Annotated in this window: 15 protein-coding genes; 9 read left to right on the top strand and 6 right to left on the bottom strand. The window is 64.8% G+C overall.

The window, feature by feature from the left end; translation table 11 throughout:
* The first annotated feature begins 1 nt into the window (after position 1).
* Positions 2 to 553, top strand: coding sequence for a hypothetical protein (locus tag BLT66_RS21275; protein ID WP_092760948.1), 552 nt, complete (start codon positions 2 to 4; stop codon positions 551 to 553).
* Here the strand turns inward: BLT66_RS21275 and BLT66_RS21270 are convergent.
* The 6 genes from BLT66_RS21270 to BLT66_RS21245 form a co-directional block, all read right to left on the bottom strand.
* A complete protein-coding gene (locus BLT66_RS21270; RefSeq protein ID WP_092760946.1) occupies positions 550 to 1,650 on the bottom strand; it encodes a DUF3616 domain-containing protein in 1,101 nt (366 codons plus the stop codon). The two genes, BLT66_RS21275 and BLT66_RS21270, sit on opposite strands and share 4 nt — an antisense overlap.
* A 65-nt stretch (positions 1,651 to 1,715) precedes the next feature.
* Positions 1,716 to 2,471, bottom strand: coding sequence for a hypothetical protein (locus tag BLT66_RS21265; RefSeq protein ID WP_143029255.1), 756 nt, complete (start codon positions 2,469 to 2,471; stop codon positions 1,716 to 1,718).
* The gene (gene mmuM / locus BLT66_RS21260; protein ID WP_092761328.1) at positions 2,468 to 3,442 is read right to left on the bottom strand and encodes a homocysteine S-methyltransferase; all 975 of its coding nucleotides are present in this window, start codon (positions 3,440 to 3,442) and stop codon (positions 2,468 to 2,470) included. Before mmuM ends, BLT66_RS21265 begins: the two co-directional genes overlap by 4 nt.
* Positions 3,443 to 3,458: 16 nt before the next feature.
* Positions 3,459 to 4,211 (bottom strand): amino acid ABC transporter permease, encoded by a 753-nt coding sequence (locus BLT66_RS21255; RefSeq protein ID WP_092760942.1) that lies wholly within the window; start codon positions 4,209 to 4,211, stop codon positions 3,459 to 3,461.
* A 24-nt stretch (positions 4,212 to 4,235) separates the two neighbouring features.
* On the bottom strand, positions 4,236 to 5,042 hold the full coding sequence (locus tag BLT66_RS21250; protein ID WP_092760940.1) for a basic amino acid ABC transporter substrate-binding protein: 807 nt from the start codon (positions 5,040 to 5,042) through the stop codon (positions 4,236 to 4,238).
* Between the two features lie 91 nt (positions 5,043 to 5,133).
* Entirely contained in the window at positions 5,134 to 6,039 is a 906-nt protein-coding gene (locus BLT66_RS21245) for a LysR substrate-binding domain-containing protein (RefSeq protein ID WP_092760938.1), read from the bottom strand.
* Between the two features lie 148 nt (positions 6,040 to 6,187).
* Between BLT66_RS21245 and BLT66_RS21240 the strand changes: the two genes are divergently transcribed.
* The 8 genes from BLT66_RS21240 to BLT66_RS21205 all read left to right on the top strand — a co-directional run bounded on the left by BLT66_RS21240 (position 6,188) and on the right by BLT66_RS21205 (position 12,942).
* A complete protein-coding gene (locus BLT66_RS21240) occupies positions 6,188 to 6,877 on the top strand; it encodes a substrate-binding domain-containing protein (protein WP_176955128.1) in 690 nt (229 codons plus the stop codon).
* A gap of 36 nt (positions 6,878 to 6,913) precedes the next feature.
* Entirely contained in the window at positions 6,914 to 7,942 is a 1,029-nt protein-coding gene (locus BLT66_RS21235) for an amidohydrolase family protein (protein WP_092761326.1), read from the top strand.
* 20 nt (positions 7,943 to 7,962) lie between these two features.
* Positions 7,963 to 8,658, top strand: a complete 696-nt coding sequence (ligK, locus tag BLT66_RS21230; RefSeq protein ID WP_092760934.1) for a 4-carboxy-4-hydroxy-2-oxoadipate aldolase/oxaloacetate decarboxylase — start codon at positions 7,963 to 7,965, stop codon at positions 8,656 to 8,658.
* Positions 8,659 to 8,758: 100 nt separating this feature from the next.
* On the top strand, positions 8,759 to 9,745 hold the full coding sequence (locus BLT66_RS21225; RefSeq protein ID WP_092760932.1) for a Bug family tripartite tricarboxylate transporter substrate binding protein: 987 nt from the start codon (positions 8,759 to 8,761) through the stop codon (positions 9,743 to 9,745).
* Between the two features lie 31 nt (positions 9,746 to 9,776).
* A complete protein-coding gene (locus BLT66_RS21220; RefSeq protein WP_092760930.1) occupies positions 9,777 to 10,682 on the top strand; it encodes an amidohydrolase family protein in 906 nt (301 codons plus the stop codon).
* A 1-nt stretch (position 10,683) separates the two neighbouring features.
* The gene (gene ligA, locus BLT66_RS21215) at positions 10,684 to 11,127 is read left to right on the top strand and encodes a protocatechuate 4,5-dioxygenase subunit alpha (protein WP_092760928.1); all 444 of its coding nucleotides are present in this window, start codon (positions 10,684 to 10,686) and stop codon (positions 11,125 to 11,127) included.
* Between the two features lies 1 nt (position 11,128).
* Positions 11,129 to 11,983 carry a class III extradiol dioxygenase subunit beta gene (locus BLT66_RS21210; protein ID WP_092760926.1) on the top strand — a complete coding sequence of 285 codons (855 nt, stop codon included), beginning with the start codon at positions 11,129 to 11,131 and terminating at the stop codon, positions 11,981 to 11,983.
* Positions 11,983 to 12,942 (top strand): Gfo/Idh/MocA family oxidoreductase, encoded by a 960-nt coding sequence (locus BLT66_RS21205; RefSeq protein WP_092760924.1) that lies wholly within the window; start codon positions 11,983 to 11,985, stop codon positions 12,940 to 12,942. Before BLT66_RS21210 ends, BLT66_RS21205 begins: the two co-directional genes overlap by 1 nt.
* The last annotated feature ends 2 nt before the right edge of the window (positions 12,943 to 12,944 follow it).

Below are 12,944 nucleotides of genomic sequence, written 5' to 3'. Positions count from 1 at the left end.
TGTGCCCAGCCGTCGTGCTCTGCTGCTGTGGATTGCCGCGGCAACCTTGCCAGCCCTGGCTGCACCACCTGCCATGAACGATGCCCGTTCACTGCCGCCCGCGCAGCGCGTGTTTACCTCGCCGTCAGCAACGTTCGAGCTGGTGCTGTCGTCGCCCAGCCAGGGGCAGACCGCGCAGGCCGAGCTGTTTGCCGTGGCGGCGGGCGCGCGGCGTCCGCTCTGGCGCCAGGCCTTGCCGCACGAGCAAGGGCCTCGCACCGCGGTGGTGGCCGACAGTGGCGAGGTCGTGCTGCTGGACGAATGGATCAACGTGCCGTCGCGCCATGCGCTGCTGCTGCTCGACCCGCAGGGGCGGCGCCGCGCCCATTACAACTTTGACGAGCTGGTCGGCATATTGCAGCTGCCGCGCAAGACGGTGGCGCAGCATGCGGTGCAGGGCGCCTGGCTGGCCGGCGAACCGCGCCTGACCACCGATGGCCGCCTGCTACTGCTGCCGGCCGGCGGGCGCACCCTGAGCCTGCAGCTGGCCGATGGCCGGCTGACTGCTTACTAACGCGGCAGCGTGAACGCCAGCGGCCCGCCGTCGCACATGCCGTCCGACAGCACCAGCACCTGGTAGGCCTTGGGCGTTTCGGCCAGCACGGTGATGGCCTCGGGTTTAAGCTCTTTATCGCAGGCGCGCGGCATGACCTTGGACAGGTCCAGCGTCGCCAGCAGCTTGGGCGTGGCGGTTGTGGCGCTGTGCTGGCCGTCCCACCAGAAAATGGTCCAGCTGCGCTTCTTGTGCCCGTCGTTGTCGTCCGGGCCGGCCAGCACCAGAAAGCCGGTCTTGACGGCCACCAGGTCGCGGATGCCGCGGCCCGGGCCGACAGCCAGCGGCGTCAGGCTGGCATGCACCTCGCCGCCGCCGAACAATGCGTCGGCATCCACCGCCAGCACGCCGGCCGTGCCGTCCAGCGCCGGACCGCGGAAGCCGAAGTACAGGCGGCCATTCTGCAGCGCCAGGCCTTCGATGTTGACGCCGTTTTGCCCCGTGCCTTCGGAGCCCAGGCATTTGCGTTCGCCCACATAGGCTTGCAGGCCGGGCTGGGCCTGCATCACCGACCACAGGTTTTGCGTGTCGGCGTAATCCACCAGGCTGCCGTTGGCGGCGCGCAGCGCCCGGCCGGTGGTTGGGTCCAGCCGGAAGCGCAGCACGTGGCGGCTGTCAGGGTTGCTGTCGCAGCTATTGCGTTTGGCCGAATGCGAGCCGGTGACGTAGACCATCTGGCCGTCGGTGGCGGCACCTTCGGCGTCCAGCTCGCCGTCGTCGCTGCGCAGGCGCACCGGTTCGGCATCGGGGATCAGCGCCTGTTTGCCCAGGGTGGCAAAGCGGGCTTCCACGCCTTCGTCAAACGCCGCCAGGCAAATCCGTTGCTGGGCGACATTCAGCGTGCAGGCCAGGCCGCTGAGCGACTGGCGGGTTTTCAGCGCCTTCTTCTTGCCCAGGTCGAAATGGAAGCCGGCGCCGCTGTCCCAGGGGCCGCTGCTGGGCTGGAGGCTGGGGGCGGTTTGTGCGCCGGCATGGGCCCAGAGTAGGCTGCAGGCCAGGCCGATGGCGGCAGGGCGCCAGCGCAGGGAGGAGGGCAGGGTGGGGTAGTCTGTGTGCATTGTCACGCTTGCTATAAATATGGTAGCTGGTGGCGCACTATATACCTGCGCTAGAGCCCTATTTTTTATAAATCGCGCATGGCGTTGCGCGTCAGCTGCTCCAGCTGGTCGGCGCGGTATTTGCGCCACTCGGTGTCGCTCAGGTAGCGGGCCGGGCCGCTGCTGTCGTCCGCACCGCGGCGCGGGCACAGCCAACCCATGGGCGGGCGCTCGCCCAGCATTTCCTCGATGGCGATGGCTTCCAGGATGGCCGCGGATTTTTCGGCGGCCGGCATGCGGCTGGACTTTTGCGCCAGGGCCTGCAGGTCGTTTTGCTGGGCGTACCAGGTGCTCAGGTGTTCGGCCTTGGTCCGGTCGCTGCAGCGCATGCCGTCCAGGGTCAGAGCCAGCTTAGCGTGGAAGTAGAAGATCGTGGCTTCCTGGTCGAAATTGCCTTGCTCGTCGCGCATGCGGCTCAGCTGGGCCGCGTAGACAAAGGAAAATCGCGCATCGGCTTTCTCGGACAGGATGCGCCAGCGCAGCCAGCTGGCGTTGGTCAGCAGCTCGTCTTCGTTGCGGGCGGCGGCCACTTGCTCCAGCGGGGCCTTGCCGACCTGCGGGTCGGTTTGCGCATCCAGCGCGCGCCATGCGCTGGCCGTGGCGGCATCGGGCGGGGTGTTGCGCAGGGCCTGGGCCCGCAGGGCTTCGACCTTCCAGCGCGGAATGGCCTCTTGCGCTTTGATGCGCTGCACCTGCTCGAAGCTGATGGCCTGCACCGCGCCCGCCAAGCCTGCCAGCGCCAGCAGGGCGGCGGTGTGCAGCGTGCGGCGCCAGAGGATCATGCGCTGGCGTTGGACGGTGGCAACGAGGCCGCGGCCCACTGGCGCACGGCGGCGATGTCGTCCGGCCCGGTGCGGCAGCAGCCGCCGATCAGGCGCGCACCGCGGGCGTGCCAGCCGCGTGCCTGTTCGGCGAAGTGCGAGGCGCTGGGGTTGCCATGCCATTGCTTGTGGGCGGCGTCGTAGTGTTCGCCGGAATTCGGGTAGACCAGGATGGGCTTGCGGGTATGGGCATGCATCTGGTCGACCAGTGAGGCAATGTGCTCGGGCGCAGTGCAGTTGACGCCGACCGCCACCACCTGGTCAAAGCCTTCCAGCGCGGCTACGCAGTCGGCCAGCAGCTCGCCCTGGCTGGTGTGCAGGCCGTCGCGGCAGGAGAAGCTGATCCAGGCCGCGGCGCCGGGGAATTCGGGCAGCAGCCGGGCAATGGCCCGGGCTTCGGCCAGGCAGGGAATGGTTTCGCAGGCCAGCAGGTCGGCACCGGACTCGACCAGTACCTGTAGGCGCGGCCGGTGGAAGTCCATCAGCGCCTCTTCGCTCAGGCCGTAGTGGCCGCGGTATTCCGAGCCGTCGGCCAGCATCGCGCCGTAGGGGCCGACCGAGGCGGCAATGATGGGTTGCTTGCGGCCTGCGCGCTGCGCCGGGTCGGCCCAGAACGCGTCGCGCGCTTCGACTGCCAGGCGCACCGAGTCGCGCATCAGCTGGGCCGATGCTGCGTGGTCGAAGCCGCGCTTGGCAAAGGCTTCGAAGGTGGCCTGGTAGCTGGAGGTGGTGGCCACATCGGCACCGGCGGTGAAGTAGTCCAGGTGCACCTGGCGGATCAGCTCGGGCCGCTCGATCAGCAGCTTGGCTGACCACAGCGGATCGTTCAGGTCGGCGCCGCGGCGTTCCAGTTCGGTCGCCAGTGCGCCGTCCAGAATCACCAGCGGGCGCTGGGCAAAGAAGTTGTCTAGGGGAGAGGTGTTGTGCGACATGGTGTGGATAGAGTGTTCAGCGCCCGCGCGCATGTTCGGGCACTTCGAGTTTTTTGGCCAGGCGCGACAAAGTCCAGGTCAGCACCAGGTACATGGCCGAGATCGCCAGATATGGCTCCCAGTAGCGCGAATAGGCGCCGGCCACGGTGCGCGCGGCCATGGCCAGCTCCAGCAGGCCGATGGCCGAAACCAGCGAGGTGTCTTTGACCAGGGCCACGCTTTCGTTCACCAGCGCCGGCACCATGCGCCTAAAGGCCTGCGGCAGCACGATGTAGCGCATGCTCTGCCAGGGCGTCATGCCCAGGCTTTGGGCGGCGGCGGTCTGGCCGCCATGGATGCTCTGGATGCCGGCGCGGAAGATCTCGGAGATGTAGGCGCCGGCATTCAGGGTCAGTGCCAGCGCACCGGACAAAAAGGCGCCGTGGTTCTGCCGGAACTCGCGCGCCAGCTCGCCGCGCAGCAGCCAGCCATCGTCGGGGTGCACCAGCAGCGGCATCAGCGCAAAGTGCACCAGCAGGATCTGTACGAACAGCGGCGTACCGCGGAAAAAGGTGACGAAGGCCGTGGCCAGCAGGCGCAGCAGCTTCAGCGCCCAGGCCAGTGGCCAGGGTGGGGCGGCGGGCGCCAGGCTATTGGTATTGACCAGGCCGATGGCCGCACCCAGCAGCATGCCGGCCCCGGTGGCGATCACGGTGAGCTGCACCGTCATCCACAGGGCCTGCGCAAACAGGGGGCCATAGCCGGCCAGAATGTCCCAGCGCCACACCACTGCGTGCTCCTTTTCTATGCCGGTTTACTTGGCTGCGGGGGCGAAGTACTGGTCGTAGATTTTCTGGTAGCTGCCATCGGCCTTGATGTCGGCCAGGCCTTTGTTCAGCAGGGCTTGCAGTTCGGTGTTGCCTTTTTTCAGCGCCAGACCATAGAACTCGGGGGCGAAGCTGGGGTCGCTCAAGGCCTTGAACTTGGCGCTGGGATTGTTGGCCAGGTAGTGGCTGACCACACCGTTGTCGGCCACCACGGCGTCGACGCCGCCTGCGGCCAGCTCGGACAGGGCCAGCGGCGTGGATTCAAAGCGTTTGATGTTGCTGTTGGTCTTGCCCAGCAGCTTGACCACCACTTCTTCGCCGGTGGTGGAGGTCTGTACGCCGATCTTGCTTTTCTTCAGGTCGTCCAGTTGGGTGGCGGTGGAGCTGGCGGATACAGCAATCAGCTGGCTGGCTTCGAAGTAAGGCTCGGTGAAGTCGATGCTTTGCTTGCGTTCGTCGGTGATGGTGATGGCCGATACCAGCAGGTCGCGGTCGCCCTGGGTCAGGGCGTTGATCGCGCCTTCCCAGGGGGTGCTGACGAACTTCACTTCCAGGCCGGCTTTTTGTGCCGCGGCGCGGACCACGTCGATGTCGAAGCCCACGATTTCGCCCTTTTCGTTCTGGAACTCGAAGGGCGCGTAGGTCGGGTCGGTGCCGACGGTCACCACGCGGGCGGCTGGCGCGGGAGCGGCGGGGGCAGCAGCAGGTTCGGACGCGGGCTTGTTGCAGGCGCTGAGCAATACGCCCACGGACAGGGCGGCAACGGACAGGAGGAAATGGCGCTTGAGGTGCATGGAAAGAGGCCGCGCAACGCGGTGTGTAGAGGGTAGGGAATAAAGCAGGGCTGGATTATGCGTGGGTTCAAATCCACTTTTAGGCATATCCTTATCCACCGCCGTCCGGCGCCAAGGTGCGGCGTATCAGCTCCAACGTGGCTTGCTGGGTCAGCGTGCTGGGCCGCAGTGAGCTGGTGGCCAGCGCCACCTGGGTGTGCAGGGCCGGTTCCACCGCCCGGGTGGTGAAGGCCGAGGGCCGGATCGAGCTGGCCACCGCGTTGCGCGACAGCAAGGCGCAGCCTGCGCCATCGGCCACCAGGTCCAGGATGGCGGCCACGCCGTCGATCTCCAGCACCACCCGCGGGCGGCAGCCGATATTCGCCATCTCGGTTTCCACATGCATGCGGATCGCGTTGGGCCGGCTGGGGATCACCAGCGGCAGCTGGGCCACTTCGTGCAGGGCGATGGGGCCGGGCGGCGGGTCTTCTGGCAGGCCGGGCGGGCGCGCCTGTACCAGCAGCAGCTCTTCGGTCATCAGCGGGGCAATCTCGATGTCGGCGTTCGCCTGGGCGTTGTACAGCACGGCAATGTCGAGCTGGCCGGCCACCAGCGAGCGCTGCAGCTCCACCGACAGGCCTTCGCGGATCGACAGGGCGGCGTCGGGCAACTGCTGGCGGAATGCGCGGGTCAAGGGCACGGTGAGCACCCGCGCCAGGCTGCTGGGCAGGCCAATCGCCACCCGGCCGGCTAGGCCGCCGCGGACCCGGCCCAGCTCTTCCTGCGCGCGTTCCACCTGGTGCAGGATGCCGCGACCGTGCTCCAGCAGCAGCTTACCGGCTTCGGTGGGCGCTGCACCCCGGCCGTTGCGCACCAGCAGGTTGTGCCGCAGCTCCACCTCCAGCAGGCGGATCTGGCGGCTGAGGGCTGGCTGGGCGATGTTCAGGGCTACCGAGGCACGGGTGAAGCTGCCCAGTTCGGCCACGCGCACAAAGTATTCGAGCTGTTTCAGATTCATGGGGAACGGGTGTCGTACGGATGACTTATTGAATACCTTTCTCGTGATTATGCCGATTTGCAATATCTGATAGAGGCCGCGCAGGCTTGGCCGGGCGCCTGGGCGTCGCCACAATGCTGGCAATGTTCAACTCTGCCGCCTTACTTGCATGACTACGGTAATCAAAGGTATTTCCTCCATGGCCACGCGCCTGCTGCTGGCGGAACTGGTGGCGGGGTTCCAGTTGCGATCCGGTTTTCGGGTCGACATCGAATCTGTCGGCGGCGTGGACGCGGCCAAGCGGGTGCAGGCAGGCGAAGCCTTTGATGTAGTGATTCTGGCGTCGGACGCCATCGACAAGCTGCTGGCGGCCGGCCATCTGCAGGCCGGCTCCAAAGTGGACCTGGTGCGCTCGGGCGTGGCGGTGGCAGTGCGGGCTGGTGCGCCCCGGCCTGACATTGCGAGCGAAGACGCCGTGCGCGACGCCGTGCGCGCCGCGCGCAGCATCAGCTACTCCACCGGCCCCAGCGGCGTGGCGCTGGCCAAGCTGTTCGAACGCTGGGGCATTGCCGAGGAAATCAGGGACCGCATCGTTCAAGCCCCGCCCGGTGTGCCGGTCGGCACGCTGGTGGCGCGCGGCGAGGTGGAGCTGGGCTTCCAGCAGCTAAGCGAATTGCTGAACCTCGACGGCATCACCGTGCTAGGGCCGCTGCCCCCGGCGATCCAGGTCATCACCACCTTTTCAGCCGCGGTGGCCACCGGCAGCTTGCAGGCCGATGCCGTGCGCGCTATGTTGGACTACATGAATTCGCCCGAAGCGGCAGGCGTCAAGCGCAGCCAGGGCATGGACCCGATTTAAGACCTTGAAACCAGGAGACATTGCATGAAAAAACCTCTGATCATCGACTGCCACGGCCACTACACCACGGCGCCCAAGGCGCTGGAGAACTGGCGCAACCAGCAGATCGCCGGCATCAAAGACCCGGCCCTCATGCCCAAAGTGGCGGACCTGAAGATCAGCGACGACGAGCTGCGCGAGACGATTGAAAACAACCAGCTGCGCCTGATGAAAGAGCGCGGCAGCGACCTGACCATCTTCAGCCCGCGCGCCAGCTTCATGGCCCACCACATTGGCGACTTCAATGTGTCCAGCACCTGGGCGGCCATCTGCAACGAGCTCTGCTACCGCGTGGCCCAGCTGTTCCCCGACAACTTCATCGGCGCGGCCATGCTGCCGCAAAGCCCGGGCGTGGACCCTGCGACCTGCATTCCCGAGCTGGAAAAGTGCGTCAAGGAATACGGCAACGTCGGCATCAACCTGAACCCCGATCCCAGCGGTGGCCACTGGACTTCGCCTCCGCTGAGCGACAAGGCCTGGTACCCGATCTACGAGAAGATGGTCGAGTACGACATCCCCGCCATGATCCATGTCAGTACCAGCTGCAACGCCTGCTTCCACACCACCGGCGCCCACTACCTGAACGCCGACACCACGGCCTTCATGCAGTGCCTGACCAGCGACCTGTTCAAGGATTTCCCCACGCTGCGCTTCCTAATTCCGCATGGCGGCGGCGCCGTGCCTTACCACTGGGGGCGATTCCGCGGTTTGGCGCAAGAGCTGAAGAAGCCGCTGCTGGAAGAGCACTTGCTGAACAACATCTTCTTCGACACCTGCGTCTACCACCAGCCCGGTATCGACCTGTTGAACACCGTGATCCCGGTGAAGAACGTGCTGTTTGCCAGCGAGATGATCGGCGCGGTGCGCGGTATCGACCCGCAAACCGGCAACTACTACGACGACACCAAGCGCTACATCGAAGCCAGCAAGATCCTCAGCGACGACGACCGTTTCCAGATCTACGAAGGCAATGCGCGCCGCGTGTTCCCGCGCCTGGACGCAGCCCTCAAAGCCAAAAATCAATAACACCCAATCAGGAGATTTTTATGAGCGTCCCTATGAACAACCTCGGCATCGTCAAGCGCAACATCGTGCGCGCCGACAAGGCTGCGGTAGAGCGCCTGTCCAAGCTCGGCGTGGCCACCATCCACGAAGCCATGGGCCGCGTCGGCCTGATGAAGCCCTATATGCGGCCGATCTACAACGGCGCCAAGATCTGCGGCACGGCCGTTACCGTGCTGCTGCAGCCCGGCGACAACTGGATGATGCACGTGGCGGCCGAGCAATTGCAGCCCGGCGACGTGGCCGTGGCCGCCTGTACCACCGACAACGAAGACGGCTTCTTCGGCGACCTGCTGGCCACCAGCTTCCAGGCGCGCGGCGCCAAGGGCTTGATCATCGACGGCGGCGTGCGCGATGTGGCCGACCTCGAAAAAATGGGCTTCCCGGTGTTCAGCAAAGCCATCAACTCCAAGGGCACGATCAAGGCCACGCTGGGCTCGGTGAATGTGCAGATCGTCTGTGCCGGCGCCGTGGTGAATCCCGGTGACGTGGTGATCGCCGATGTGGACGGCGTGGTCGTCGTGCCTGCCGCGATTGCTGCGCAGGTGGCCGACGCCGCCGAGCACCGCGAAAGCTTCGAAGGCGAAAAGCGCGCCAAGCTGGCCGCCGGTGTGCTGGGTCTGGACATGTACAAGATGCGCGAACCGCTGGAAAAAGCCGGCTTGAAGTACATCGACTGAATTTAGAAGAAAAAGGCCTGTGGCGCTTATTCAACAAGCGCAGGCAGCTATTTAATTTATAGCATTGACAGTTTATCTATAACCACTCGGAGACTTCTTGATGACATCTATTACCCGCCGCCTCGGCCTGACTCTCGGCCTCGCCGCTCTGGCGGCGCTGCTGCCCGGCCTGGCCAGCGCGCAAAGCTTCCCCACCAAGCCGGTGCGCATCATCACGCCGTTCCCGGTCGGCGGCGGCCCCGATGGCGTGGCCCGCCTGGTGGCCGATAAATTGTCCCGCGCTTGGGGCCAGCCGGTGGTAGTGGAAAACCGCCCCGGCGGCAATGGCTTCATCGCCATCGATGCCTTCAAGCGCGGCGCCAAGGACGGCCATGACCTGATCCAGCTCGACTTCGTGCACCTGACCGCTTACCAAAGCCTGTTCAAGAAGCTGCCTTACGACGTGGACAAGGATTTCGACACGCTGCTGCCGCTGTTCAAGACCTACTTCTTCTTCACCGTGGGCAACGACAGCCCGTACAAGAAGATCGGCGACCTGGTAGCCGACGCCAAGGCCCATCCTGGCAAGCTGAACTACGGCTCCTGGTCGGTGGGCAACCCCGTGCACCTGGGTTCCGAGCTGTTCGACACCGTGGCTGGTACCAAGATGGAGCACGTGATCTACAAGGAAACCACCCAGCTGTACACCGCCGTGGCCACCAACGAGCTGGCCTATGCCCTCGGCACCAGCGCCACCGCTGGCCCGCTGCTGCGCGCCAACAAGCTGCGCTTCCTGGCCGTGGCCGCGCCCAAGCGCCTGGCCGGCTACCCCGATGTGCCTACCGTGACCGAAGCCGGCGGCCCCGCCAACTTCGAAGTCAGCGGCTGGAACGCGATTGCCGCGCCCAAGGGCTTGCCACCGGCCGTGGCCGACAAGATCAAGCGCGACATCGAAAAAGCCCTGGCCGAGCCGGATGTGAAAGAGAAGTTTTTGTCCTTTGGCTACGAGCCCTTTGTGCAGACCCGCGAGCAGCTGGCCCAGTACATCCAGACAGAGACCAAGCGCTACGCCGAGATCATCAAAAAAGCCAACGTCTCGCTGGATTAAATCCATCGCCTAAGCAAATAGAAAGAATCGTATGGAATTCACCAAAACCCCTGGCTGGCTGGACTGGTACACCGGCCCCAGCAAACCCCGTTTCCAGCTGCCTGCAGGCGCGGTGGATGCGCATTGCCATGTGTTCGGCCCCGGCGACAAGTTTCCGTATGCGCCCGAGCGAAAGTACACGCCGTGCGATGCGTCCAAGGAGCAGCTGTTCGCCCTGCGCGACCACCTGGGCTTCGACAAGAATGTGATCGTGCAGGCCACCTGCCACGGCACCGATAACCGCGCGCTGGTGGATGCACTGAAGGCCTCAAACGGCAAGGCCAAGGGCGTGGCCACGGTGAACCAGCTGGTGACCGACGCCGAGCTGCAGGAAATGCACGCCGCCGGTGTGCGCGGTACGCGCTTCAATTTCGTCAAACGCCTGGCCGACTCCACGCCGCGGGAAGTGCTCACCGAGATCGCCAAACGCATCGCGCCCCTGGGCTGGCATGTGGTGATTTACTTCGAGGCGGTCGATCTGCCCGAGTACTACGACTTCTTCACCAGCCTGCCCACCACCGTGGTGGTGGACCACATGGGCCGCCCCGATGTCAGCCTGCCGGTGGACGGACCCGAATTCGCCCTGTTCGTGAAGATGATGCGCGAGCACAGCAATATCTGGAGCAAGGTCAGCTGCCCCGAGCGCCTCAGCGTGTCTGGCCCCAAAGCCCTGAACGGCGAACAACACGCCTACCAAGACGTGGTGCCGTTCGCCAAGCATCTGGTGGAAACCTTTCCCGACCGCGTGCTGTGGGGCACCGACTGGCCGCACCCGAACCTGAAGGACCATATGCCCGACGACGGCCTGCTGGTGGACTACATCCCGCAGATCGCACCGGCTGCCGAGCTGCAGCGCAAGCTGCTGGTCGACAACCCAACCCGTTTGTACTGGAGCTGAAATGTCTTTAGACAAACCGTATCTGGACGTGCCCGGCACCACCATCTTCGATGCCGAGCAAAGCCGCATGGGCTACCACCTGAACCAGTTTTGCATGTCGCTGATGAAGGCCGAGAACCGCGAAAAGTTCAAGGCCGACCAGCGCGCCTACTTGGACACCTGGCCGATGAGCGAAGCGCAGAAGCAGGCCGTGCTCGACATGGACCTGAACCGCTGCATCTCGCTGGGCGGCAACATCTACTTCCTGGCCAAGATCGGTGCCACCCACGGCCTGAGCTTCCAGCAGATGGCCGGCAGCATGACCGGCATGACCGAAGAGGAATACCGCAACATGATGGTCTCCGGGGGCCGTTCGGCCGAAGGCAACCGCGTGGTCGGTGAAGACGGCGACGCCCAGGCCCACCGCCAGCCGCAAGGAAGTGCGGGCAAGAAAGTGAATAATTAATATGGCCAAAATTACCGCCAGCGTTTACACCTCCCACGTCCCTGCCATCGGCGCGGCCATCGACCTGGGCAAGACCCAAGAGCCGTACTGGCAGCCGCTGTTTGCCGGCTACGAGCCGTCCAAGCAATGGATGAAGGACAACAAGCCCGACCTGATCTTTCTGGTCTTCAACGACCATGCGACCGCGTTCAGCCTGGACATGATCCCGACCTTCGCCATCGGCACCGCGGCCGAATACCAGCCGGCCGACGAAGGCTGGGGTCCGCGCCCGGTACCCAAGGTCATAGGCCACCCCGAGCTGGCAGCGCACATCGCCCAGTCGGTGATCCAGCAGGACTTTGACCTGACCATCGTCAACAAGATGGACGTGGACCACGGCCTGACCGTGCCCTTGAGCCTGATGTGCGGGCAACCCGAAGCCTGGCCTTGCCCGGTGATCCCGTTTGCCGTCAACGTGGTGCAGTACCCCGTGCCATCGGGACGCCGCTGCTTCGAGCTGGGCAAGGCCATCCGCAAGGCCATCGAGTCGTTCGACCAGCCGCTGAATGTGCAGATCTGGGGCACGGGCGGCATGAGCCACCAGCTGCAGGGCGCGCGCGCAGGCCTGATCAACAAGGACTTCGACAACCAGTTTCTCGACCGCCTGATCGCCGACCCCGCGGCCCAGGCCGACCAGCCGCACATCGACTATGTGCGCGAAGCCGGCTCTGAAGGCATCGAGCTGGTGATGTGGCTGATCGCCCGCGGCGCCATGTCGGATGTGGCCGGTGGCCCAGCACCCGAAGTCAAGCACCGCTTCTACCATGTACCCGCGTCGAACACGGCGGTGGGTCACCTCATTTTGGAGAACAAATAATGGCTAAAACCATCAAAGTCGCCCTGGCGGGCGCAGGCGCCTTTGGCACCAAGCACCTGGACGCAATTGCGCTGATCGACGGCGTGGAAGCCGTGTCGGTCATCGGCCGCGACATGGACAAAACCCGTGAAGTCGCAGCCAAGTACGGCATCAAGCACGTCACGGACGACCTGGCTGAAAGCCTGGCGCTGCCCGAGGTAGACGCCGTCATCCTGTGCACCCCCACGCAGATCCACGCAGCCCAGACCCTGCAATGCCTGCGCGCTGGCAAGCACGTGCAGGTAGAGATTCCACTGGCCGATACCCTGGCCGGTGCCGAAGAGGTGGCCGCCGTGGCCGCAACGTCCGGCCTGGTGGCGATGGTCGGCCATACCCGCCGCTTCAACCCCAGCCACCAGTACGTGCATAACCAAATCAAGGCCGGCAAGTTCAACATCCAGCAGATGGATGTGCAGACCTACTTCTTCCGCCGCACCAATACCAATGCGCTGGGGCAGGCCCGCAGCTGGACCGACCATTTGCTGTGGCACCACGCAGCCCATACGGTCGATTTGTTTGCCTACCAGGCTGGCAGCCCCATCGTGCAAGCCAACGCCATCCAGGGCCCGATCCATCCAGCGCTGGGGATTGCGATGGACATGTCGATCCAGTTGAAGGCGGCGAATGGCGCGATCTGTACCCTGTCCTTGAGCTTCAACAACGATGGCCCGCTGGGCACCTACTTCCGCTACATCGGCGATACAGCGACCTACCTGGCGCGCTACGACGACCTGTACAACGGCAAGGACGAAAAGATCGACGTGAGCCAGGTGGCAGTGTCGATGAACGGCATCGAGCTGCAAGACCGCGAGTTCTTCGCCGCCATCCGTGAAGGCCGCGAGCCGAACAGCAGCGTCGCCAAGGTGCTGCCGTGCTACCGCGTGCTGCACGGACTCGAACAGCAGCTGAACGCTGCTTAATG

This window comes from Rhodoferax sp. OV413 (assembly GCF_900104385.1).
Taxonomy (GTDB): domain Bacteria; phylum Pseudomonadota; class Gammaproteobacteria; order Burkholderiales; family Burkholderiaceae_C; genus Rhodoferax_B.
Note: the sequence above shows the minus strand (reverse complement) of the source record. Positions and strands in the feature narration are given on the sequence as shown.